Source organism: Gottfriedia sp. OAE603, assembly GCF_040543965.1.
Lineage (GTDB): Bacteria > Bacillota > Bacilli > Bacillales > Bacillaceae_G > Gottfriedia > Gottfriedia solisilvae.
The window spans coordinates 2,867,041-2,893,013 of sequence record NZ_JBEUNN010000001.1; the positions used below are offsets into that span (position 1 = coordinate 2,867,041).

20 protein-coding genes are annotated in these 25,973 nt (G+C 31.5%); 9 read left to right on the forward strand and 11 right to left on the reverse strand.

Features of this window, described 5'->3' with window-relative positions:
• Nucleotides 1-616: 616 nt before the first annotated feature.
• The gene (locus ABID96_RS14750) at nucleotides 617-2,251 is read left to right on the forward strand and encodes a glycosyl hydrolase family 18 protein (protein WP_377896916.1); all 1,635 of its coding nucleotides are present in this window, start codon (nucleotides 617-619) and stop codon (nucleotides 2,249-2,251) included.
• 380 nt (nucleotides 2,252-2,631) lie between these two features.
• On the opposite strand, the gene ABID96_RS14755 is transcribed toward ABID96_RS14750, so the two are convergent.
• On the reverse strand, nucleotides 2,632-2,760 hold the full coding sequence (locus ABID96_RS14755) for a hypothetical protein (RefSeq protein ID WP_377896917.1): 129 nt from the start codon (nucleotides 2,758-2,760) through the stop codon (nucleotides 2,632-2,634).
• A 190-nt stretch (nucleotides 2,761-2,950) separates the two neighbouring features.
• Entirely contained in the window at nucleotides 2,951-3,949 is a 999-nt protein-coding gene (locus ABID96_RS14760; RefSeq protein ID WP_192602687.1) for an NAD(P)H-dependent flavin oxidoreductase, read from the reverse strand.
• A 524-nt stretch (nucleotides 3,950-4,473) separates the two neighbouring features.
• Between ABID96_RS14760 and ABID96_RS14765 the strand changes: the two genes are divergently transcribed.
• From ABID96_RS14765 to ABID96_RS14775, 3 genes are all read left to right on the forward strand, one after another.
• Nucleotides 4,474-6,549 (forward strand): carbon starvation CstA family protein, encoded by a 2,076-nt coding sequence (locus ABID96_RS14765; protein ID WP_192603156.1) that lies wholly within the window; start codon nucleotides 4,474-4,476, stop codon nucleotides 6,547-6,549.
• Nucleotides 6,542-6,745, forward strand: a complete 204-nt coding sequence (locus ABID96_RS14770) for a YbdD/YjiX family protein (protein ID WP_192602688.1) — start codon at nucleotides 6,542-6,544, stop codon at nucleotides 6,743-6,745. The genes ABID96_RS14765 and ABID96_RS14770 overlap by 8 nt, the downstream gene beginning before the upstream one ends.
• Before the next feature lie 224 nt (nucleotides 6,746-6,969).
• Nucleotides 6,970-7,095, forward strand: coding sequence for a hypothetical protein (locus tag ABID96_RS14775; RefSeq protein ID WP_377896918.1), 126 nt, complete (start codon nucleotides 6,970-6,972; stop codon nucleotides 7,093-7,095).
• A 194-nt stretch (nucleotides 7,096-7,289) separates the two neighbouring features.
• Here the strand turns inward: ABID96_RS14775 and ABID96_RS14780 are convergent, their stop codons facing one another.
• The 5 genes from ABID96_RS14780 to ABID96_RS14800 all read right to left on the reverse strand — a co-directional run bounded on the left by ABID96_RS14780 (nucleotide 7,290) and on the right by ABID96_RS14800 (nucleotide 10,485).
• Nucleotides 7,290-7,532 carry a DUF2187 family protein gene (locus ABID96_RS14780; protein WP_087998807.1) on the reverse strand — a complete coding sequence of 81 codons (243 nt, stop codon included), beginning with the start codon at nucleotides 7,530-7,532 and terminating at the stop codon, nucleotides 7,290-7,292.
• Between the two features lie 104 nt (nucleotides 7,533-7,636).
• Nucleotides 7,637-8,446: a metallophosphoesterase gene (locus ABID96_RS14785; protein WP_192602689.1), complete on the reverse strand. Its 810-nt coding sequence runs from the start codon at nucleotides 8,444-8,446 to the stop codon at nucleotides 7,637-7,639.
• Nucleotides 8,447-8,643: 197 nt separating this feature from the next.
• Complete coding sequence (locus ABID96_RS14790) at nucleotides 8,644-9,387, reverse strand: metallophosphoesterase family protein (RefSeq protein ID WP_192602690.1); 744 nt, start codon at nucleotides 9,385-9,387, stop codon at nucleotides 8,644-8,646.
• A gap of 174 nt (nucleotides 9,388-9,561) precedes the next feature.
• Nucleotides 9,562-10,131 carry a restriction endonuclease gene (locus ABID96_RS14795; protein WP_377896919.1) on the reverse strand — a complete coding sequence of 190 codons (570 nt, stop codon included), beginning with the start codon at nucleotides 10,129-10,131 and terminating at the stop codon, nucleotides 9,562-9,564.
• Nucleotides 10,132-10,158: 27 nt separating this feature from the next.
• Nucleotides 10,159-10,485, reverse strand: a complete 327-nt coding sequence (locus ABID96_RS14800; RefSeq protein ID WP_483301040.1) for a pyrophosphohydrolase domain-containing protein — start codon at nucleotides 10,483-10,485, stop codon at nucleotides 10,159-10,161.
• An 89-nt stretch (nucleotides 10,486-10,574) separates the two neighbouring features.
• On the opposite strand from ABID96_RS14800, the gene ABID96_RS14805 reads away from it, so the two are divergent.
• Nucleotides 10,575-10,868 (forward strand): YHYH domain-containing protein, encoded by a 294-nt coding sequence (locus tag ABID96_RS14805; protein ID WP_192602691.1) that lies wholly within the window; start codon nucleotides 10,575-10,577, stop codon nucleotides 10,866-10,868.
• Nucleotides 10,869-10,962: 94 nt separating this feature from the next.
• Here the strand turns inward: ABID96_RS14805 and ABID96_RS14810 are convergent, their stop codons facing one another.
• Nucleotides 10,963-11,745 (reverse strand): BglII/BstYI family type II restriction endonuclease, encoded by a 783-nt coding sequence (locus ABID96_RS14810; protein WP_192602692.1) that lies wholly within the window; start codon nucleotides 11,743-11,745, stop codon nucleotides 10,963-10,965.
• A gap of 313 nt (nucleotides 11,746-12,058) precedes the next feature.
• Between ABID96_RS14810 and dptF the strand changes: the two genes are divergently transcribed.
• The 4 genes from dptF to ABID96_RS14830 all read left to right on the forward strand — a co-directional run bounded on the left by dptF (nucleotide 12,059) and on the right by ABID96_RS14830 (nucleotide 22,316).
• Complete coding sequence (gene dptF / locus ABID96_RS14815) at nucleotides 12,059-14,290, forward strand: DNA phosphorothioation-dependent restriction protein DptF (protein ID WP_192602693.1); 2,232 nt, start codon at nucleotides 12,059-12,061, stop codon at nucleotides 14,288-14,290.
• Nucleotides 14,290-15,672, forward strand: a complete 1,383-nt coding sequence (dptG, locus tag ABID96_RS14820; protein ID WP_192602694.1) for a DNA phosphorothioation-dependent restriction protein DptG — start codon at nucleotides 14,290-14,292, stop codon at nucleotides 15,670-15,672. Before dptF ends, dptG begins: the two co-directional genes overlap by 1 nt.
• Nucleotides 15,653-20,881, forward strand: coding sequence for a DNA phosphorothioation-dependent restriction protein DptH (gene dptH, locus ABID96_RS14825; protein ID WP_377896920.1), 5,229 nt, complete (start codon nucleotides 15,653-15,655; stop codon nucleotides 20,879-20,881). Before dptG ends, dptH begins: the two co-directional genes overlap by 20 nt.
• 97 nt (nucleotides 20,882-20,978) lie before the next feature.
• Nucleotides 20,979-22,316 (forward strand): Sau3AI family type II restriction endonuclease, encoded by a 1,338-nt coding sequence (locus ABID96_RS14830; RefSeq protein ID WP_192602696.1) that lies wholly within the window; start codon nucleotides 20,979-20,981, stop codon nucleotides 22,314-22,316.
• On the opposite strand, the gene dcm is transcribed toward ABID96_RS14830, so the two are convergent.
• The 3 genes from dcm to ABID96_RS14845 form a co-directional block, all read right to left on the reverse strand.
• Nucleotides 22,308-23,555 carry a DNA (cytosine-5-)-methyltransferase gene (dcm, locus tag ABID96_RS14835; protein WP_192602697.1) on the reverse strand — a complete coding sequence of 416 codons (1,248 nt, stop codon included), beginning with the start codon at nucleotides 23,553-23,555 and terminating at the stop codon, nucleotides 22,308-22,310. The two genes, ABID96_RS14830 and dcm, sit on opposite strands and share 9 nt — an antisense overlap.
• Before the next feature lie 192 nt (nucleotides 23,556-23,747).
• Nucleotides 23,748-24,914 carry a restriction endonuclease gene (locus tag ABID96_RS14840; protein ID WP_192602698.1) on the reverse strand — a complete coding sequence of 389 codons (1,167 nt, stop codon included), beginning with the start codon at nucleotides 24,912-24,914 and terminating at the stop codon, nucleotides 23,748-23,750.
• Between the two features lie 160 nt (nucleotides 24,915-25,074).
• On the reverse strand, nucleotides 25,075-25,695 hold the full coding sequence (locus tag ABID96_RS14845; protein ID WP_192602699.1) for a BglII/BstYI family type II restriction endonuclease: 621 nt from the start codon (nucleotides 25,693-25,695) through the stop codon (nucleotides 25,075-25,077).
• Between the last annotated feature and the right edge of the window lie 278 nt (nucleotides 25,696-25,973).

The following is a 25,973-nucleotide window of genomic DNA, read 5'->3' on the forward strand; positions in this document are numbered from 1 at the left end:
AGTGAAATACTAAAATAATCCCCCTTTTCAACAGTTTCATCCAATTGTTAGGTGTATTTTCCTAACTACATAAAAAGTAACACGACCAAATTACCCCGTAAATAGCAGAAAAAAACTCATTTTGTAGAATTACACATAAAATTACAAATTTTTACCGACAAAGTTTGATATTTTTCTGACATAATTTTATACTTTACCTATGATTCTCCAATTCTCCTTATTATGAAAAATTTACCATTAGAAATATTTAAGGTATTTTTCTGATATATTAGACAAAATTCACGAATGGATGACATGTAAAAAAAGAGAATTCTGTTAAATGTTACAAAAAATGATTCAATTGGGTTTAAGCTCATTTTTTTGACTTTTTATGAGGAAAAATTCTTTCCTTTTTTTCCAAATAAAATTAAAAAAAAATAAAAATCTTATTAATTTATTAGTAAATGAAGGCATGTATACAAAATGTATACTTTTTTACCAAACTAACTAAATTCGTTTTCGTAGTATAAATTTTTAATCCAAATTTATAGATATAGTTTTTATAACTATTTGGATACATCTTCCTGTTTTTTTTAATACTAACTATGAAATTTGTTGAAAAGCAGGTGGAGTCGAAGTGGATTTATTTAAAAGATATGAGATTAAGCAGATAAATGGCGAGACTATAATCATCGTTCATTTATCACCATTTTTAGAAGAGTTTTCAAGTGAATTTGGAACGACCTCAATCAAGAAGATTATTAACTTAAAAAAATCAGCAATTGAATATATTCAGCAAAACGTGCCACAAATTAAGACTGCCACGATCAGTATTGTGGCTGGTTCGTTTATATTAGCGTCATTTCCAATGAAAAGCTCTGCACATTCAGCAAATTTTAATATGAGCTATTTATACTTTGGTAACACAGACTCATATCTTTCACAAATTGATCAGACGAAAGGAAATTTAAATCTCGTTGCTCCAAGTTTCTTTGATATTAATTCTGATGGGACACTTAAAGTTACAAATCAATTTAGTAGGAAACTAGTGAGTGAAGTTCATAAACGAAACATGAAGGTTGTGCCATTCCTTAGTAATCACTGGGATCGTGAATTAGGACGTACTGCTTTAGCAAACCGTGATGTTTTATCCAGTCAAATTGCCAGTTTTATCATGAAAAATAATCTAGATGGTGTCAATGTTGATATTGAAAATGTAACCGATGATGATCGCGATGCTTTCACTGATTTAGTTAAGCTACTTCGAAATAAACTACCAAAGGATAAAGAAGTCTCAGTTGCTGTCGCTGCAAATCCCTATGGTTGGACACAAGGATGGCACGGCTCTTATGACTATAAAGCACTAGCTAGTTATGCCGATTATTTATTCATCATGGCTTATGATGAACACTATCAAGGTGGAACTGCTGGGCCGGTGGCTAGTAGAGATTGGGTCGACAAATCCATTCAATACGCGTTAAACCAAGGTGTATCAAAAGATAAAATCGTGCTTGGTGTTCCATTCTTTGGTCGGTATTGGAAAGATGGTAGTGCCCAAGGTGGGTATGGGGTAGGAGTAGATCAAGTTGAATCGCTCATTTCGAAATATAAAGGAGTCGTGTCATACGATCAAACAAGCCAATCACCAAAAGCAACAATCACAATTAAAAGTGGTGACACGCTTCCAGTCATACATGGCAGAACATTACAACCAGGAACATATGTATTTTGGTATGAAAATCTTACTTCCCTAAAGGCAAAAGTAGACCTGGTTCATAAATATGAATTAAAAGGCACAGGTAGCTGGTCACTTGGGGACGAAAACACAGCAATTTGGAGTAATTATAAAAGATGGATGACTACGCATGACGATAGAGTCACACTACCCCCGCCTGCCAACGTTACTACTACTTATCCAACACTAAAAATTGGTTCAAAAGGTGAAAGTGTAAAAAAATTACAAACTGCACTCAAAAAACATCGATTCTACTTTGGGACAGTCACCGGACTATACGATGCTAAAACGAAAAATGCTGTTACTACATTTCAAAAGAAATACCATTTGAAGATTGATGGAATTGCAGGAAAACAAGTACAAACAAAGCTTTATAGCCTACAAACACCAAAAGTATACGCCACATTAAAACCAGGCTCAAAAGGAAAAAGTGTAACCGATTTACAAAATGCTCTAAAGAAACTAAAATTCTACACAGGATCAACGCACGGTATCTATGACTCAAAAACAAAACAAGCTGTTAAAGTTAAAAGTTGATGGAATTGCCGGGAAGGAAACACAGACGAAGTTGTTTGGGTTGGTGAAATGATGTATGGACCGCTCTGATTGGGCGGTTTTTGATTTTAAATAAAAAATTTTTTCAAGCTTATAAATCAAAAAGCAAACATATACCAATAAATACAGTTACTAATGTTAGTTGTCTACTAAAGCCCTTTCTATTCACGTAGATTGCATATAAATATAAAGAAATACCACCAAGAATTAAACTTATAGCAGTTAGAAAACTTACGATCTCTGCTCTAGTAAATATACCCTATAACAAAACAACTCCAGTACATGACCAAACAATGTAGCACAATAATTTAAACAAGATATTCATTTAAGCTACCTCCTATAATAAAGATTTTCTTTCACTTTTACTTAAAAAGATCCTTCATAAATTCAATCCCATAAGGTGAAACGTCCATCATCTTTAATACAAATCCAATACTGACCACGAATAATAAAAATGCAATACTCCACCACATTTTCGTATTTTCTTTCATAGAATCCTCCAATCTACATATTATCGAATATACTTTGTGAAAATATTAACATACATAATTAGAAGAAAATGATCGAAGTTGTGTTCATTAAATGGCTATTTTTCAACAAATTAAAAAACATAAAAAAAACACTTCAGAAAAAGTTTTCCGAAGTGTTTTGATCCATTACTAAAACGCTTTCAAATTTACCTTATTTAATGACCGTCGACTTTAACTTTTCAGCCTGTTCATTTAGCTTTTGAACAGCTACATTATACTCTTCTTCAAGCTCGCTAATAATATCAGCTGCTGAACTGATTTTTGTAATCGCACCCACCCCATGGCCTGCTGACCAAATTTCTTTCCAGGCTTTTGCGCTCGTTTCATTTTTCATGCTATCAAATTCAACTTTATCTTTCTTTTTCAATAACGCTGGATCAAGACCGGCTTTTACAATACTCGGAATTAGCATATTTGCTTTTACCCCAGAGAATGCATCTGTTAGAACGATATCGTCTTGCGTAGAATCAACAAGCATTTGACGGTACTCATCATTTGCCAAACTTTCTTCAGCAACGATGAAGCGTGTTCCCATATATGCTAAGTCTGCACCTGCCGCTTGTGCTGCTAAAATGCTTTTCCCTGTAGAAATTCCACCTGCAAGCACGATAATGCCATCCCAGAATGTACGTACACTATCAACAAAGGCAAATCCATTTAGATTTCCAGCATGACCGCCTGCTCCAGTAGAAACTAGAATCAAACCGTCAACCCCAGCTTCAGCTGCTTTTCTAGCAAACTTCATATCGCTGACATCAGAAAATACAAGTCCACCATAGCTATGTACAATATCTACTACAACTTTCGGACTTCCTAATGAAGTAATAACAAGCTGAGGCTGATGTTTTTTCAACAGTTCTAGCTCCTCTTGTAAGCGGCTATATGAGCTGTGAACTACCATATTAATTGCCCAAGGAGCAATCTTACGCTCTGGTTCTTTTTCTCGCGCTAAAGCTAGATTCTCATTTAAACTACCCATCCATTGATCAAGTAGCTCAATTGGACGTGCATTTGGTGCAGGGAATGACCCTATTACACCATTTAAACATACTGACTCTACTAACTCAGGTCCAGACACTAAAAACATTGGAGCAGAAATGGCTGGCAATTTTAATTGGCTCCACCACTGTTCAGGAATTTTCTTACCCATACAAAACGCCTCACTCTCATAACAGAATTTTCTGATTATTACTTAATCTTACATTAGTAAACTATTATTTTCAATAATCTAAATGTAAAAAAGCATGTTGTATGGTTAATGAAAACTACTTACTCTTGAATTTGATATTTAAATATAATAAATTGCAACTTTAAAATAGTCCTACTTAGGTAGTACATACTAATAAAAAATTCATATTTAATAATGGGTTGTAATGTTTTGGGTCCTATTTATTTTCTACTAGTTGATAAAAAAATTATTATTAGAATTATAGATGGTATTCCTAACAAAAAGCTTAAATGTATTTCTCCTAAAATTAAAATCATTCATTAAATTAATGATGAAACGAAATTAAAACTAGTGACTGCCATTACACTCCCAAAACTAATTTAATCATTTTACGAATTGGTAAGATTGTACTTACATGTTATTTCATATTAGGTCTAATTAATTATTAGAATTTTCTTAATTTTAAGATATAATACTTGTAAATTTTGGAAAAGGTGGCGATATTTATTAAAGCGCTTAAATCAATTTTAATTTGGGGATTAATTGCTGCCCTTGGAGCAGCAGGATTTGCGGTGATGGCCTTAAATAGTGGAGAAAGTATTAATGCAATTTGGCTTTTAACAGCAGCAATTTCTGTTTATGCAATTGCTTACCGTTTCTACAGTAGGTTTATTGCGAATAAGGTTTTTCAGCTCGATGACAAACGTAAAACACCTTCTGAAATACATAACGATGGAAAAGACTATGTTCCGACAAATAAATGGGTGCTCTTTGGACACCACTTTGCTGCCATTGCCGGTGCCGGGCCATTAGTTGGTCCAATTCTTGCAGCGCAAATGGGTTATTTACCTGGAACTCTGTGGATTGTAGTAGGAGTTGTGTTAGCCGGTGCTGTTCAGGACTTTATTATTCTTTTCGGTTCTATGCGCCGAAATGGTAAGTCACTCGGTGAAATGATTAAGGACGAAATGGGACGTGTAACAGGCATTATTTCAATGATAGGTATTTTAGGAATTATGGTTATTTTATTAGCTGTATTAGCATTGGTAGTTGTGAAAGCATTAGTAGGAAGTCCATGGGGAATGTTTACTATTGCTGCTACCATTCCAATCGCTATTTTTATGGGAATTTATATGCGCTATATTCGCCCAGGGCGTGTCGGAGAAGCTTCTCTAATTGGTATTGTCTTGTTGCTTATTTCTCTATTCTTCGGACAAACAGTTGCTGAAAATCCAACATTAGCAGCTATGTTTACCTTTAAGGGTGAAACAATTGCTATTATGATGATTATTTATGGATTTATTGCATCTGTCTTACCAGTTTGGCTTCTTCTAGCACCGCGAGACTATTTAAGTACATTTTTGAAAATTGGTACAATCCTTGGCCTAGCGTTAGGAATCATTATTGTTGCACCAAACCTTGAAATGGCAGGTGTTACAAAATTCATAGACGGTACAGGTCCAGTTTTTGCAGGAAATCTCTTCCCGTTTTTATTTATTACAATTGCTTGTGGATCTGTTTCTGGATTCCATGCATTAGTTTCCTCAGGTACAACACCTAAAATGATTGAACGTGAGTCACATGCTCGTCCGATCGGATATGGAGCAATGCTGACAGAATCTTTTGTTGCGGTTATGGCTATGATTGCGGCCTGCGTATTGACACCTGGCGTTTACTTTGCGATTAATAGTCCACCTGCTTTAATCGGAACGGATGTTGTCCAAGCTGCTTCAACGGTTTCGAGCTGGGGCTTTACAATCACTCCTGATGATTTAAAAGCACTCGCAAATGACGTTGGGGAGCAAACCATTCTTTCAAGAACTGGCGGTGCACCGACGCTTGCAATCGGTATGGCTGTCATATTCTCCAAAGTCATCGGTGGAAAGGCACTAATGGCATTTTGGTACCATTTTGCGATCCTCTTTGAAGCACTTTTTATTTTAACTACTATTGATGCAGGAACACGTGTTGGACGTTTTATGATTCAAGATCTTATCGGGACTGCTTATAAGCCTTTTGCTAGAACGGATGCTTTAATTCCTAATATGATCGCAACCGCTCTATGTGTAACGTTTTGGGGTTATTTCTTATACCAAGGTGTTATTGACCCGCTTGGAGGAATTAATACACTATGGCCGCTATTTGGTATTGCTAACCAAATGTTAGCTGCTATTGCCCTTTTACTCGGTACGACGATCCTCTTTAAAATGGGCAAAAAAGCATATATTTGGGTAACATTGCTTCCGACAACATGGTTGTTAATCGTCACGCTAACTGCAGGCTGGCAAAAATTATTCCATGAAAATCCAAAAATTGGTTTCCTTGCCCATGCTAACATTTTCAAAGAGGCCTATAATGATGGAAAAGTGCTAGCACCTGCAACATCGCCGGCACAAATGAAACAAATTCTGGTAAATGATTATCTTGATGCCACCCTATGTATTATTTTTATCGCAGTTGTCATTACAGTATTAATTTCAGCAATCAGAATTTGGATTAAAGTCATTACAAACCACAAATTACCGTTGCATGAGACAGCTCCTGTACCTCGCGACGGAGGAGATATTACAAATTATGCTTAACAAATTAAAGGAAATCTTATCGTATAGAAAGCAATTCCTAAGTCTTCTTGTCGGCGTTCCAAGCTACGAAACATACGTCGATCATATGAAAAAGTGCCATCCCGATGATTCTGTGAAATCTAGAAAGGAATTTTTCTCTGAGGCTCAAGAAGCTCGTTACAACGCCAAAGGCGGTAAGGTTTCTAGATGCTGTTAACAAAAATATGAAGACGTTTTCTTTTTAATAAGAATAAAGATAATACGAAAATTGACTACTTACTATCTTTACTCTTATTTTTTTGTTTGTCTATTCAATTAGTTTCCGAAAATACTTTTATTCAAATAAAATTTCTATCCCAATGTTTTCCATATCTAAGGATAGTTTTTTTCAACAATGGGAAAAATGAAAATGATATTAAAGCGTGATAAGGAGAATGAGAAATGAACAAAGATTTAAGTAATGAAGATTTTCATATTGCAAATTTGAATGATGAAGCGAAAAGTAAGATTGAAAACTTGGAAGATGAGTTAAGCGTTACATTAGTTGCTTATGAATGTGAAAAGTGAAGTATTGTAAAAGACCACTTGTAAGACTTAGTCAAGCCAAAAACCGCTCAGGTGAACATCCTCAGCGGTTTAAATTTTTATATTAGACATCTATTTACATATGAACCATTCTAGCTTTTTAAGGATTTGAATCTCAATAAATTAATTCCTTATTTCAGGAGATTTCACTGAATGAGTCATCATTAATAACCAGCTTAAGCCACTGTAATGATTTTATATTTCTTATGATTTACAACAGTATGTTCAGTTTCATAATATCCAACATGATTTAGATCATTACTCATATCTACGATAACTGAATTTGTCATCACTTTCGTTACGATGCCTTTTAATAAAATTGGCATCAATTCTCTTTGTTTATTCTCAATTGACATGAACTCTATTTCATCACCGGGTTTAACAATTGTATTAGGGTTTTGATTAGTAATTTTATTCATTGTTTCCTCACCTTTTTATGTATTTAATTCAATTATATAGAATATTACAAATGTTAAAAGTGAATAATCTACTAAAAATAAAAAACTTTTTTACTATTTCTACTTTAAACTTCTAAAATAACACAACTTTCTTCTAAAATAACTTGTAAATCCTGTTCAAAGAACTCAATTCCATAATAACCTAAAGGAGTACAAATATACATACAACCATCTTTTTCTACACATCCAAAACGCTTATGTGTATGTCCAAAAATACAATGGGTTACATTTTTATATCGTTTGATACATTCACCTATTTTTTTTGAACCCATATAAGCATTACAAAGATTCCAAAATCGATCTGATTTCCATATTAAAAAATCTTCATGTGGTATAAAGTGATTCATCAAAATGACTTGTTTAGATTCATATTGTTTAAGTTTCTCTTCAATTCTAATTAAGCATTCTTTCAGATACTCTTTATCAGTTAATTTTAGGTGGGTATAACGTCCATCCCAATTCGTATCTTTAAACCCCTTAATATCTTCCTCTAATAAATTCATTTCTTCGATAAAACTATAATCATACCAACCACTGTCACCAACAATAACAACCTCTTTTGTTAACTCAATCGAATGATGTATTAAACAAGACGGATGCTTCGCTAGCTCTTCAATAGCAACAGTAGATTCACCCTCACCGTCAGCCCAAACTTCATGATTACCTGGAATAAAGTAAACTGGAATACCTGTAGCATTTTGTACAAGATCGATAAAATTCAACGTAACTTGAACTGTATTACTGATGTCGCCAGCAATTAAAATACAATCGGCCTCTTTCTTTTTCACAAAAGTAATAAATTCTTCTTCGAAAGTAATACCTAACTTTTTTCCATTGAAGTCAATGTGAAGATCACTAAAAATACATATCTTCATTCTTTCCCTCCTTGGTCATTGTGTAAAATAAAAAAGACCCCTTATATTATACCAAATTTTGGAAACAAGTGTAGGGGTTAATTGTTCACAATGTCCAAAATAAAAAAAGAGAATCTACAATCGATTCTCTTTTTAAACGTTGAGCTTAAGCATTGTTGTTAATTGATTTCTAAATTGTTTAAATAGAATATATTTATTCACACCTCATATTTCCCTGTCCTTGATTTACATAAAACAGAATGAGTCGATACAATACCTTCTTTATTTACTTTCATGCCATGTAAATACCCACCATAAACAGCTCCACCATCTAAACAAATTTTCGTATTGCAAGGTGAAGTCCAAATATCAAATTTATTCTCAGTTTTATGAAGAATAGATGTAGGGGTATGACCGAAGATTATCGTTTTATTCGTATTGTTGTTACCGAGGTGAAACTCGTCACGAATCCAATAAAATTCTCGCTCAATTGTATTCTTCCAATCTTCTAGATCCAGATTAACGCCAGCATGTACAAAAATGAAATCCTCCCATTCATAGTATAGTGGTCTAGTTTCTAGAAACTCCAATCCTGTTTTAAATTGAATTTTCATTAATTGAGCAATTTCATCAGCATCTTTGTGATTGGTTATATCAGATCCAAAGAATGAGTTGATTGTTTCATATCCACCTTGTCCGTAGTAGTAGTCTTTTTTTAACTCTGGTTGGTCTAGCCAGTCTAGTAGCATTCTTTCGTGGTTTCCTAGTAAGACGATTGCTCCGTGATCTTTTTGTAATTGGATGGCTTTGTGGACTACATCGTATGGTTGTGGGCCTCGGTCTACTAGGTCTCCTAGTAGTATTATTTGTTCTTTTTCAGGATTCCATTGATTTAGTAGTTCATTTAGTTCGTTGTAGCAGCCGTGAATGTCACCGATTGTGAAGATAGTTTCCTTTTGCATGATGGGAATCCTTTCTGAAATGAGATAATAAGTGATTTTAATAATTCTTTTATTATGACATATTTAATGTAAAATTATAAAAATTCAGAAGGAGTAATTAGATATTATAACGCAAATGAAAAAATCTAGTAAACTTGTATGTTCTTCAAGATTTTACTAGATCATTTTTAGTTATTACTTAGCTTGCTGCTTTTTTACCGAGAGACTTAATTCAATTAACTCATCCCGGCTTATTAGCTTAACGTTGGTTGATTTGGCTAGTGAAATAGCTGCATTTGTATAGTTATTATTCGTAACGACCCAAGCTTCATTAGCTTTGTAATGAAATTGTGCTGCTTTTACTTCTTGTACTGCTTTAATTCCAACATTTTTAGCATAACGTTTCGCTTGAATTACAATTTTCTCATTATTCTTCTCTAAGATTAAATCAGCACCATAATCCCCAGTCACACTTGTTAAAGAAACTCTGTAACCCTTTTGAAGATAAATCTCCCTCAAATATTTTTCAAATACAACTCCATCCATTTTATCAATTTCATTAATACCTGAAAGTCTTAATCTTTCATTTCTTTTAGCATTTCTTAACATAATAAAAATCATTAAGCCAACAAAACATAATCCTATAATGATAACTGTTAAATAGATAGATTTTGTTAAATAATATAATCCAAACCCACCCACTATAAATAAAAATGAAAGTAACTCATCCATTGCTTTTTGCTGTTTTTTTGTTCTTCTTGCCATGAAAGTGTCCCCCTGAGAAATCAATTTTCATTCCACCACATGTTTCAATAATATTCTTTGATTAAAACCACCACGATCTTCTTTCTTTTGCAATCTTACATTTTCTATTTCCTCAACGGTTATACCTTTGGATTCTGCTAGAGCATAAAGGACCTCGATAATATCAGCTATTTCTCCAATGACTTCTTCTGGAGTAGCTGAGTAAAATTCATCAAGCTCTTCTTTTAACTTTTCATTTAATTTTTCTTCATATTCCTTTTGTCCCAGAATTTCTGTTTCAAATGTATTTCCCGTGTTTTCAATTATTAAAGGAATTTTGTCTCTTACTAGTTTGTTATATCGTTTAATAGCCACATTTTCTCCTCATGTCAAATTTTTTAAATTGTATAAACAATTAATCCACTAGTAAAATAGTAACAGATTATATTAAGGGGTGGAAGAATATGTCAAAAAAAATTATTTCTAGTTTAATTGCAATTATTCTTAGTTTAACTTTTGTATTTCATGACGCTGACGCGCACAGTGGAAGAACAGATCAATTAGGAGGGCATTTCGTATCAAAAACAGGTCAATATCATTTTCACTCATATTCATCCATTACTAACAAAGCAAAGACTAAAAAAGCTGTTGTAAATTTAATTCTTAATTACAATAGTAGCGCTGATAATTATGAAGTTAATGTGAAGATCATTGATTGGGCTTCGTATAAGATGATTTATAATAAGAATTTGAAGTAAATGAAATAATGTAAATTAAAAAGAGAATCTATTAATGATTCTCTTTTTAATAATGTTTATATAAGTTTACTAAGTATTTTTAGGAAATTATTTTTTACGACTGAATATCAATTCCAATAAGCCAAATAGGTACTTTAAGGATGCTACTATACTGATCAAGTATTTCACTCATCATTTCAAAATCTACAATACCATCACTTAAATATTCATTTAAATCACCTGTAGCTGTTATATAAATCAATAAATCTATATTTGCTAAATTATCTAAGTGAAGTACTTTAAACATATCATAATAAGCTAAAGCCCAATTACCAAATTGAAATTCACCTATTATTGTTGGTTGCTTTTTTTGGGTTGGCAAATCTTGTCCTAAATTACTTTTATTTAGTAATTCATATTTTTCAGCAATTAATTTCCAGTCTTTACGTCGTTTTTTATTTACTTCTTTATTCCATACTTCATTTCCTTGGAAAACGGCCTTTTTACCAAAACAATAATTTCTATAATTTGTTACATTAAATTCTTCGTCATATAAAGCGAAATCGAATCCACCTGTTTTGGGTGAATCAAACAATATACCCTCTTTATATTCTACTTCAAATTTCATTTGTTTAAATTCTTTAAAATTATGCTTTAGTGATTTATTTAGTGAGGTAGCTCCAACTCTTTTAAAATATTTATTTTTTTTATTCTCTGAAACTTTAAAATTTAATTTCTTTAACTCTTTTTCAATATTTTCTATTATTGAATTTTGCATTTCAGGAAAATTTCTCAAAAACAGTTCCGCATTACGATGAAATTTTTGTTTTGAAATATATACATACCCTTCGCTTTGACTAATCCAACTATTTATTTCATTTTGATTTATTTCTATCATATTATAATTCTCCACAAATTAATTTTTTAACTTCACCATTTTCTACTTCAAAACAAAGTATAAAAATCCACTACCTAACTTTTAAATATATTTAGTTAAATAATTAGGTTTATATTATCACATTTACACATAGTGTTACTAAAATGATATATGACAGGCTTAAATTTTAGTAAAATATGAAAATAATTTATTTAAATTATTATTTACCAGTTTTTGTTACACGAATACGTATTCAAAATCGAAATTAGTTTGATATAATAGTAATATTGTGGTAATTTTCCGGCCAAAACTAGGAATTGAAAGGAATTTTAATATGAATTTTGAAAATCTATGGACAAAATTGAAAATTTTAGTACCAGATGATGAGCCTTTTTTTACTTATTCTGAAATGGTGCAAATGATAGATAATAACCCAAGTGAGCAGATCGTATATATGGATTTACTTTTTAGAGAACTTTCAATCCAACGAATGCAACAATTGTATAAGAAACATTCCCTAAAAGAACTTTCTATCAATTACTTTCATATGCAAGCCATTGATAAAGGATGGCATTTGATGAAGGTTAATTTAAATGCGCCTATGAAAGAATATAAACTTGCACTCAATTATGTAAAAATAAGTCGCATTGTTTATCAAAGAAATATTAGTCTAAATGAAGCAAAAGAGGCATTGCATATTCTTTTATTACTTGCTGAAGAATGGATAAAAGAATTTGGTGATAGTGTTGAAGTTACACAAATTTTAACTGTTAACAATCAAATTGAAGCCAATAAAGAAATAACCCCTTCTACTCCTGAAGCAAGTGATTTTCCTGTGATTAAACCTGTTAAAATAACAGAAAAAATCATTTTGGAAGCTGACAATACAAATAATCAACCTGAAAGTCAATTATTAAAACAATTACGTGTACTTCAATCTTCATCAAAGGAATCTGTTGCGGATGCTGATAACTTTGGAGAGTTAAGAAATTATATGCACGTCGTTCGTCCTATACAGTTAGAGTTGGAAAAAATTCTTAAAAGTATTAAAAACAGCTCTGAACCTCAGCTAATTTTATTATGTGGTAGTGTTGGTGATGGAAAAAGTCATTTACTAGCATATTTAAAGGAAAAACATCCTGAATTACTAAATGATTTTTATATTCATAACGATTCTACTGAATCATTTAATCCGTCTAAAGATTCATTGGAAACTTTAGAGTTGGTATTAGACCAATTCGATCACTTACCTTCAGATGGAAAAAACATTATTATTGCAATTAATCTAGGAGTTCTTCATAACTTCTATAATAAACAACGTTCTAATAATCGTTTTATTCAATTATGTAACTTTATTGATAAGACTGGCATTTTTAACCAAAGTGAAATTAGCATTCAATCAGACAATCAATTTCATGTTTTAAATTACGCTGATTACCAGCCCTACGAATTAACAAACTCAGGAGCAAGTTCTATATTTTTTACTAATATTCTAGAAAAAATCACTGCTGTTACTACGGAAAATCCATTTTATAATTCTTGGATTAAAGATAAAGAAAATGGTGTTACTAGTATTACTCACCAAAACTTTGGACTATTACTACAGCCTGAGATTAAACAAGCAATTGTTACGACACTTATTAAATCTATGGTTCAGCAAAAAATTATTGTATCAACGCGTTCCTTCTATAATTTACTATATGACATTATTGTTCCTGTAATCGAGGAAAACAAATTAGTTAATAAAATAAATTATATGTTGCCAAATCTTTTATTTGGACATCCTGACCGTTCTCATCTTTTAGAGGCTATTCATAAGCTTGATCCAATTAAGTATAGAAGCAATATTAATGATCAATTAGTTTCTGAATTTATGTTGTCTATTGATTTGAGCCAAAAAGTTAAACAAGTTATTGAGAAAACTAAAGACTTAGAGATTTGGAGTTTTATAAGTCCTAATATTAAAAATGATGAATTCATTGCATTTTCTAAGCTTTTAGTTAGACAGTATTCTCTATTATTTGAAACAACAGAAAATCAATCTTATCTTGAATTTATTAATTACCTATTTCACTACTATCATGGAAATGAAGACGAAATTGGCTCTCTTTTTGAACTTATTTCAGATGTGTTGTTTAAATGGAAAGGTTCACCAAAACAAGATTATATTTTTATAGATTCTCCAAACAAGTTGTTTAGAACTGCTTATCCATTACAAATTGAACCAGCAGTTGATGAACAAAGATTCGGATCATTTAACGGTTCTACTGAAATTTCCAAATTTATTCCCTCAATCGCAATTGGATTTGAGCAAAACGGGAAAAATCATCTATTTGAATTAGATTATTCTTTGTATGACTTACTTAAGAAAATACAAAAAGGTTATAGACCGAATCGCAAAGATATTTTAAATGCTATTCAGTTCTCTGAATTCTATGAGTCTTTGATACGCAATACTGATAAAACAAAAAATATGCTAATTGTCTCAACAAAAGATGGCATGATATTGGAACTTAAAAAACCAAAGTTCTCAACCTCTAAGTATGAAGTAAAGCAGGTGCACTAATGACAAAGTATGAACTTGATTTTGAAGCGATTGAAAAATTTGCTCTTGATAAAAAAGGTAAATATCGAAATGAAAGACGTGATATTACTTACCTACTACCTCTTCCCACACGTGAACCTGAACGTGCGAAATTTGAGAGAGGTTTTTGGTCAATCACTGCTGGTATTACTCGTTTAATTTTTAAAAAAGATATTATACCTCAATCAAATGAAGAAACCTTTGAAGCATTACTTCAATCAGGCAAATTCGATTCTGATGCAACTATGAAACTATTTAAATACTATCTACAAGAACAGTCAAATGATGTCCAACGTCACCAGGTATCTCAATTATTTCAGATTGAAAATATACCTCTTTCTGAATCAAAGGCTGAACAAAAAGGTGAAATTGATTATATTAAATTTTTATTTGATACATTAATTTATGGTTCTTCAAATGAGTTAACTTCATATTTTAAAAATGAGAATGAACTAGATTTATTAAATAATATTATTATTTCGTTAAATCAAGAGTTAGTTTCGTCAAAAGAATATACTCCAATATATCCGAACTTATTTAAAGAAATAAAAAACCAATTTTTAGAAGACTTAAAACATCTTTCTAAAAACTCAGTTTTTATGCTTGAAAATATTAATATTTTACTTGTTCACTATTTATTTATATTAATGTCACAAACTGTATTACAAACAAAAAAACTAACTGACTTTAATGAAAATAAATTAGTTCCTTTATTCTTTATAATGAATTGGGAGAATGGCGCTAGTTGGCGTAATAATTATAAAGAAGGATTTAAACTATTAAGGGAACAAGTTAATGACTTCTATTCACACGAACATGCCCTAAATATTATTGGTAAAACAACATTTACTACAGAAAGAAATCTTTATTACCATAATATTCATCAAAAGCTGCAACAGGCAGGTCCAGAGGCTGAAAGACAATATATTGAATCAGTCTATAAATGGCTAAACGAAGTATTTACAGAAAAAACAGGAATTGCAGTTGAGCATTATGATGAAACGAAACAATTAAATGATGCTTTTTCTGATTTAGTAAAAGCTGTTTCTGCCAATTTAGGTAATGAATTAAAATCTCGTTATCCAAAGGCATTTGAAGCTGTCATTCTTAAATTCTATCGAAAACATGGTGGTTCATTAGGTACACTATTATCACTTTCACAAGAGCAATTGATTCTTCTAGTTGCAGTATCAATAAAAGATGAAAGAATTGAACTAAACTTGCTATGGAAGGAATTCGAAAAGCGAGGTATTTGGATGGACTATCAAACAAAAGAAGAAGTCATTAAAACATTAGATAAACTTAACTACTTAGAAAAGAAAAGTGATAGTGGGGATGCTCAATATGTCAAATCAATTTTATAATTTTATTGGAAAACTATTATCTAAGTTTTTTGCTAATGAGGCCCATTTGAATAATAATGATAGATTTTATTTACATTTACCTTCATATGAACATGTGGAATCATTGTTTGATGCATTAAAGCATTTACCTGAAAGTCATACATTTAACTATACCCACGAAAAAGGGAATCAGGAATTCACAACAATTAGCTTAAACTATGAAAATATTAAATATGTAATCGCAACGACAGGTCCGAATACTTCTGAGGATTTCCTTGTAACTTTACGAAATGAAATGAGTAAACAATTGAATAAATGGGAAAATACTTCACTTGTTCTCTTATGCGATATCGTAAAAGATTCTATTTTAGGTGGAAGCATCAGTTTAACAAATGAGGGTTTACCTCTCCATATAAAGCAGATAGTCAAATATTTTGATCAACTTTTACTAGACAGTAAATTATCGGTTAGTGAACGAAAATTAATTGCACATTACCTTAAAAAAAGAGAATCAGGTCAGCGAATTGAAAACTCTTCATTCCTAGATTTTAAAGATATACTAGCACTTGTTGAAAAAAGCTCATTAATTAAAGAGGATTATAGATCTCTTCATTACTTTGAAGACAGCGACCTTATTTCAATGATTAGTCAACAAGAAAATGAAGTTTTCGAATCAGGAAAATGGAATCAACTTCAACGAAAAATAGAAAAACGATTAGATGAAAATAATCGTAAGCATGAAGAAATAGAGAGAATCTTGACACTAGGTAATTCCAAAGAAAAACTAGAGGATTTATACGATAATGGTGCTAAGAGCTTAAATGACGAAGACTGGTATAAGCAAGACTTTAGTAAACTACTTTCTTGGGAAGAAAAGGTTAAACAAAAGCGCGATATTTGTTTAGAACCAGAAAAGATTTCTGTAACAGATAATCTAGATAGAAAACTCGGTAGTGATCAATTTTGGAAGCGTGCAACCTCTGATACGAAGGCTGGACAAAGAAAATGGCATCTTTTAATCTTTGCATCTGATGATATGTCACATGTTGAAATTAAGTTTCCATTTGATCGACATACTCAAAAAAAATCACTTATAAGTGCTAGTTCTAAACATACTGAAACTAAAGGTCACTCTCTTATTACTACTTTACCTATTGACCATGAAAAAGCAACATTTGAGCGAGTTGTGTACAAGCATGAAAACAGTTCTAGTAGTGAATTCGTTTTTAATATTGCTATTATTAAGATTGAGACTAGATTTTTAGATTCGCATCGAGTAGGTTTTCTAATTGATACAACTCCTAAAAATCAACAGGCTATACGTCTTACATTAGATGGAGAACATGAAATCAATTTAGGTGAAGCAAAATCAACAATAAAACTTGAACAACAAAATTCAACCTTAGAAATTGATGATGAAGCTAAAATAATTTTTTCTTCAAACATCATTTCTGAAGACGAGTCTACGCTTCGTTTCACGATTAGAAATAATGGATATACAATTCCCATTTCTTTACGAGATGAAGTTTTAAGATCCTTACCAATTGATGGACCTAAGATTTGGGAGAAAAAGCGTTTAAATCAAAGTTCTTTCCCACTTTTAGAAGAAGCCAAAAAAGTAGAAATCGAAAATAATAAATACTCTACATTCCCCAATGATCGTAAATATTTTATTTGGGAGCAAAAATGGACTGAACTTTCCATGCGTTCTGCTAGTTTAAAATTAGATGAATTGTATCCAAATCAAATAGAAATTCCTAAATTAGTTGAGGAAGCATATGAGAAATTTATTAATATAATTCAAGAGAAGAACACCATTCCTTCCCTACTATTTTATGATGATGAAGTAAAAAATGTTGCAACAGAATATCTTCGAGCCTATTTAAATGCAATTGAGGATATTGAAGCACATAGAATAATGGATAATAGTCATCGTAATTTATTTCAATTAGGTACATTACAATCTGATACTGAATTTTATATGACTCCTTTTTCTCCTCTAAATGTTGCTTATCAATTGCAATTAATGAGTGAAGTTGGAGATGAAATGATAGATTCTAATATCATAAAAAAACTGAAAGCTGCATATACACTCCCTTATATCACTGATACACAAGGAAACATCTGTAAACCAACAGATGACAGCTCGCTTCCAGAATGGCATCTATTTAAGAAACGTGAAGTTGTAACAATTGGTGAAACTAATAGTTATTTAGCGCAAGTGGTACATGAAAAAATGGAACAATTTTGTGATCATTATGATTATTTATTCGCTATTGACGAAACAGCACCAATTCGATTAAATATCATTAATATTCCAAATGACCGTGAAGTACTAAATGGAATTGTAAAATGGATTAAAAAAGAAATTACTTTACGCCAGGGCTTTACAAACCTCCGTCAGATTGAAATTTCGGCTTATGGAAATTGGGCAAATACTACAAGTTCATTCGATGCATTAAATGAAATAACAAGTGCAGAATTGCTGAAACAAACAATTGGCATCGATTTTTCAATGAATAACTATGAAGCTGATGACGTTTTACATGCAACTCAGAAAATTGTTCAATATATGAAACACAATCTAGATGATCCAATTAATTATGCACATGTTTCCTTCTTTAAAATGGGTCAGGAAGAGCGAATTGTGAAGCAACCAATGAAAGAATTACCTAATAGTTTAAATTTAAACGGTCTCTTTACTACTATCGTTTCAACTAAAGCCGATGACTTAGGATTTAGAGCTGGTTTTGGTATCGGAGGAGCTAATGTTAATCGAACTGATCTAACAAGATTCGCTTATCTAATGAACGAATTAGCTGCAAATATGGATAACGGTGGACACGATGTATATATGAAAGATATTTCTTTATCTATGCATATTGGTTTAGAGGATGAAAAATTTTTAAAGGATCTATATCAACAATCTCATTGGGTTACATTTATTGATCCTTCTGTAGATTTAAACTATTTCCAAAAAGCGTCAAGTAATGTAGTGATTGTTCATTATACTGATCAATTATCATCTACAAATAGCTATGATGCTATTACGATTACAGACAAGTCTGAACAATACTTTAATATAATAAAAGAATTTTTATCTTCACAAAAAGTAACGTTTAATGAAGATAATATCGAACAAGCAATTCAAGCTTTCAATACTTTCAATGGAGAATGGTTACTCCGAGCTGTTCAGGGGCGTGGACAAGATAAACGTGAGAAGATGAGTATCGTTTCGGCAATAAAGAAAATGCTCTTATTCTTTGATCGACCAAATTTTTTATGGGTACCTATCTCAATGGAAGAAATTGTACGTGTAACAGGCAATGTTAAATTAAGCCGTAAACAAGGATTGTTTTCTGGTAAAACAATTGGAATTCGTGGCAACTGTAGTGATGACTTACTTATGTTGGGTCTTGAAATAGTAGAAGACAAATTAAATCTTCATATGTACCCTGTCGAAGTTAAAATCAGTAATAATGAATCAACTGTGATAGAAAAAGGTATTAATCAAATACTTGAATTAAATAGAAGGATAAATGAGCAGCTAGTTGAATCAAACTCATTCGATTCACGCTTTTTAAGGAATTATTTTGCACGATTGTTTATTAATAACTCCAAAAAAATGCTTATGAATAGTATTTGGAATGAACGAGATTATGATCTTCCACAGCAAATCATTGATAAATTATTAAATGATGAATTTGCTATCGTTGATTCATTAAAAGCTGAATATGGAGCTGGCGTAGTTGTCTCGTTCCGTAAATTAGCAACAGGTGAAAGCAAAGTTCGACGTCATGGAGTTACTGTTTACGAGGTTCCAGAATTTGAGGGTTATGCAACTGTATCTAAATCAATAAAACAACTTGAAGATGAAATGAAAAATAAAAGTGTTTCTGCTTTTAGAAATGATACTGAACACGGAACAAATAAAACAATAGAAATTCCAGATGAAAGTTTAACTAAAGGTTTAACAGTGAATGGTGTAAGAATAAACCAAACAGACGATTTACCAAACGATAATGGTACAATTCAACCACCAGTAACAAATGATGATACCGCTCTTCAACCTAACAATAGCAATCACACTCCTTGGAACCAAGCGCTTCAAGACATTCGATTGCTAATTGGTAACGAACGAACAGATAGCTATTTTTGGGAATTTGGTCATGGTCAATTATCTAATAGACATCTCTTGATTGGCGGACGATCTGGTCAGGGTAAAACTTACTTTATTCAATCTTTACTATTACAATTGTCAAAACAAAATCAATCTTCAGTTGTAATAGATTACTCAAATAGTTATACAGAACAACAACTTGATCCAATTTTTGTTGAAAATATAGGTGATCGATTAAAAGAGCGAATAGTCTATCATGAAGGCTTCCCTCTTAACCCTTTCCAAAGACGTAAGAAAGAGATTGGTGGAATAAGCGAACTTGAAAAACCTGCTGAAGTAGCTAGAAGAGTAGTAGCAGTTTTTGCAGCAGTATATAAGTCATTTGGAGAGCAGCAAAAGAGTGCGATTTATGAAGCTACTAAACATGGTATTGAAAAATACGGTGACAATATGCGAATGGAACAGTTGCTTGAAGAGCTTGAGAATCTAGAAAAACAAAGCAAGGCTGTAATCTCCTCTGTAAGTAGTAGACTAATCCAATTAGTTGATATGGATCCTTTCGACTACGATGCTGAAAATGAATGGGAAGAAATTTTTGCGCCTAATGGAAACGTGACAATTATTCAACTTGCAGGATACGACCAAGATGAGATTAAGAAATTATTAGCAGAATTCATTTTATGGGATTTATGGTATTATTCTCAAAATGGAACGAAAGATAAACCACTACCGGTCGTATTAGATGAAGCACAAAATCTATCATTTAACGATGGTTCCCCTTCTGCTAAAATTTTGAGAGAAGGACGAAAATTCGGATGGTCAGCTTGGTTTGCTACTCAGTCTTTTAATAATTTCGCGAAAGAAGAATTATCTGTACTAGATAACTCTGGCACTAAGATTTATTTCGCTCCTGCAGAAAGTGAAATAAAAATCATTGCCAATAGAATTGGATTATCGTCTCCAGATGATCTAAGAAATTTACAAAAAGGGCAGTGCTTAGTTGTTGGTCAGTTTTCACAAGGAAATGTTGGGTTATCTTTACCTGAACACCACTTTGTAAAAGTACCATCGATTGCAGTTCATAATAAAATTGAAATCGGACTTAAGTAATACACTTTTAGTAACCTCACTTTCTGAGGTTACTAATTTTTTAAATTCATACAAATGAAATCTTCAAGATGCAAAATAATGTTATTAAGGAGACTATATGGATTACAAAGTAAACGATCCAATTGACATAGAACGTCATGCTAAAATATTAGAAAACAAAGCATTTTATGAAATAATGCCTACTGATATTAGCACAAATAAGGACCATAAGGGTGGTCTAGGTACTATTGTTGAAAGATACCATTTTGGTTATGAACCAAACTCAAACAGTGAGGCAGATTTTGCTGAAGCAGGTGTAGAACTCAAAGTAACGCCGTACAAACAAAATAAAAACAAATCGTACTCAGCTAAAGAGAGATTAGTCCTTAACATTATTAATTATATGAATGAGTATAAATATGACTTTGAAAATAGTTCATTTTGGAATAAGAACAAACTCATATTATTGATTTTTTATTTGTTTGATGAACATGTTTCCAGAGAAGAATATAAAATTACTCATGCTCAATTATTCCAGTTTCCAGAAAAAGATTTAGAAATTATTAAATCTGATTGGAATACAATCGTCAATAAAATTAAAGATGGTAAAGCTCATGAACTCTCAGAATCAGACACATATTATTTAAGTGCATGTACTAAAGGTGCTAATAAAGAAAGTGTTAGAGAACAGCCTTTTTCAAATGAACTAGCAAAACAACGTGCTTTTTCCCTTAAATCGTCTTATATGACTTATGTATTAAATGAATATGTCTTAAAACGTAAACAAACCTATACACCTATTACTCAAGATTTACAAGGTAAAACAATGGATGAATTTATCCTTGAAAGCTATTATAATTACTTCGGTAAAAGTCTTACGAATCTTTGTGAATTATTTGATATAAATCAAACTAGTAAAGGAAAAACATTTTTAGTGGCAGCAAAAATGTTGAATTCTGAACTAACCGATTTAAATAAATCTGAGGAATTCATTAAATCTAACACAAAGATCAAAGCTATTCGAATTGAAGCAAATGGAAAAATAAAAGAACACATGTCATTCCCTAATTTTAAATATACTGAGATAGTTAATGAAAATTGGGATGAATCGGAATTAAAAAATATGTTTCTTGATACGCGCTTTTTGTTTGTTATTTTCAAAAAATCTCAGGATGATTATGTATTTTCAAATGCATTCTTTTGGACAATACCAACAGAAGATTTAGCTGAAGTTGAGCTTGTTTGGAATAAAACAGTTGCACAGATCCAAAATGGTAAAGCTCATGATCTACCTAAACAAAAAGAAAACCGTGTAGCTCATGTTAGACCTCATGCAAGCAATGCTTTGGATACATATCCAACTCCATATGGCGAAGATGTTGTTAAAAAGTGCTTCTGGTTAAACAATTCGTATATTCTAGAACAAATAAAAAAACAAGAAAATGCCTCAAATTGAGACATTTTCTTGTTTTTTATTTAACTCTTTATTAAATTCTAATTCAATCTCTTTTATTCTTTCGCCCATTCTTTCAACTAAATCGACAACGAGAGCATTTCCCATACAGAAATATCTCATACGTTCAGACATCCCAGTGTTTGTCCAATTATCAGGAAATCCATTCAATCTTTCACATTCAACAGGTGTTAAGTACCTCAATCGATTTGTTTCCAAATCTGCAACAACATGAGTACTACGATTCGTTGTACCTTCGCTAGTTAGCATTGTTCTACCAGGTTTATCTAAGTCCTCAGGGAATGACATTCCACCTTCTGAGAAGATATACTGATGACCTGTTGCTGAAGTACGCTCTATTTTCTTCGGTCCTTTTAGATATTCAAACTTCGTTATTGCTTCATCAGATAAGTAATATTTTTCCTCAACATTGCTGACTAAAATATTTTTTAGAGGAGTTGGACTTTCAATAACTGGTGTAACTTCTTGTGATAAAAACATTCCGTTTCTCATAATGCCAGCATTATAAAATTGGGCTTTAAAATTATCAGAAGTCCAAAGAATGTCTGAAGTAATATTACCTTCTGTAATTTTAGTCATGTTATTTAACCATGGTTCAACAGGAAACTTTTTCGCAAATAATCCATCTTCAAATAAAACTTCATTATTTGTTTTAGCGATAAGTGAATTTGCATACTCACTATTACTTTTATATGCAAAAATAAAAACTCTTCTTCTTCTTTGTGATAAACCATAATCAGCAGCGTTAATTACTCGCCATTCAACATCATAACCAGCATTACTTAAGCTACTAAGCATAATTCCAAAATCTCTTCCTCTTTGTTTAGAAGGTGATTTTAAAAGTCGATCAACGTTCTCTAATAATATATATTTAGGTTTAGTATTTAATTGATTCACTAACCTCATAATTTCCCAAAACAATACACCTTTTTTTCCTTGGATCCCTTGCTCCCCACTTAACGTACGAGCTACTGAATAATCTTGACATGGAAATCCGCCAACTAACACTTCAGCTTCTGGAATATTTTCAATTTCGATAGTTGCTATATCCTGATTAAGGTGAACACCAGTATCAAAATTATTGGCATAACAATTAAAAGCATCTTGAGCTTTTTTTGATGGCTCCCATTGATTACCAAGCACTATATTAAAAAACTTAGTTTTTTCTAAACCAAGTCGAAATCCTCCTACGCCTGCAAATAGTTCTATTACTTTAAGCATTATTTTTACATCCTTTCTACAATCAAAACACGAACATACTTTCTATGATTATTATATCATTATGATAGATGATTTTGTAGAAAAGATCAAGTATTTACACTAGAAATTTATTCCGAATAAACAAAGTAATAATTTTCATTATTAAATAAATCAATAATACTAAATGATTTACAAATTTAATTAAATCATTATTCAATCTGGTTTAAAGTTTGCTCTTAACCACTCGAGGACTTGTAGTTTATTCTTATACCCCATCCGTTTTAAAATAGATACAATTTCTACAGCTGAAATAATGACTATAGGATGCTCATCAATAATTATCTCTTTATATGTATACTCATCTACATAGGATGTTGTAACAAGTATTCCAAACTGTCTATGCCGTAATCTTGATATTAATCGAGATGTTTCTTTTACACCTACACCATTTTTTATATTATAAAGTTTAGCTTCTAAAGCAAAATCAACCATTATCGAACTAGATTCTATTCCAATTCTATACTTACCAACTACATCTCTTCCTCCATCCTTGGTACCCCTAGTAACTATATAATCTATTATATTAGAATCCATAAGCTGTGCTAAACGACCTGCACACGGTTCGAATGCTTGACCTGACTTAAAGTAACTATGAATACATGAAATAATCTCCAAATCCTGCTTTGTTTTTGGAATTTGTTCTGATTTATTTCTATATTGTTTAACTTTCATCGATTTTAATGGACTATAATGACCGTTTAATATCCAATCCTTCCATACTTGAGGAGCATACATACTAGTAATACCTTTTGAATTAAGTAAATCATCTAACCAAATTCTATTAATTTTAGCAACATTTAATATTGTAAAAGTCGCCTTATAATTTTGGAATCTATAACCATTTTTTATATTCCATAAAGCCATAAGATCCTCTGTTCCTGTCATTCCTTCATAACCAGGAACAGCTAAGCCTCTAAAAATTACATTTCTTCCTTTATCCTTTGAAAAAATAAAAAAAGGTGGTATTTTTTCTCTTAGGTTGCTGTGTAAGTTATTAAAACACTCTTTTAATATCAAATTACCTTTTTTTGCAGTGTCATGCAGTTCCTTACCGGGTTTCTTATTGTCTCCGTAATATATAAATTTTCCACTTTGAACATCAATTTCATCTATCCAATCAATGTCTTCACCAGTTGTAAATAAGACTATGTATTTCAAGTCAAAATCTTTTTTTGTTCCCCTGACTCTAAACCCTCCTGAATTCTCCACATACATAAGTTTACTTAACACATCGTCAGAAATATTCCCTGAGGTTCCACCTAAATAGACTTCATCTATTAATAAATCTGCTTTATCTAGCTCTGTAAATAATACACTCATACTAAACCTCAATTTTTTTGATATTATATTTAACTTTATATTTTAGAAAAATTCACAAAAAATATAAATTTTATAATAAAAAAATATTATTTTTTTATTATAATTACAGATATATATGTTCAAATAATTTACTTGATATACTTAAAAATTTAAGAGCTATCTAGTTATTTAAAATAACTTTTCCAATTTTTTTGTTTTCCGGATTCTTTTCAACCTTTATAAAAAAAGATTCTGGTGATTCCAGTCCAATTATTAGAAGTGGCGTTGTCAGGAGATGATTTAAGGGCTTTAAGTATTCTACATATTTTTCGAAACTCCCCACAGAACCATCAAACCCTCCAGTTTTTTTAAAGGAATTAGTAGCACATATAATTATACCTGCCTTAGTTTGTATGGCTTTTTCAACGTGATTTAATTCACTAGCTAAACTAGGTTTAATTAAATTCCAAGCTACCGCTTCACCATGATTAAAAGCCACCTCTATTGAAATACTATCTTTAGCAAAATCTAGTCTCCAATTCTTATTTTTTGAGAATTTTTTGTCTTTAAAAATTGGGGATTGAGACAACCAACCTTTTTCAATCAACTTATTGTCAATTAATTTATTTAATGTTTCAGAAATACTTTTAGCCTTTCTCTTTTGATGATTAAAGTAATCAATAATTTCATGATCAGATATGTTTTCAAGAACTAACTTTACTTCATCCAGAAGATATGTAAACTCTGCCTTTGTATTAAATATTTCTAATGCATGGCGAAAAGAATGCATTTTATATTTCATTAGAATAACCCCTTATTATTTAAATAAATACATTCTATTATACAATATTTTCATTCTAATTAAATAAAGCTATATATTTCAGTTGAAACTAAACTGTATTTGTTTTCTTGTCATTTATAGTAATAATCGTAATTTAAAATACATAGATGATGAAAAACTCCTCGCTAACATTTGGGACGATTTGGTTTGTGATGATATCTCTCATGTTTTTTTTGTCCATCTCATACAGTGGCATTGATTAGGGCAGTGTTTCTTCCTGTTTCGCTCGAGATGGATTA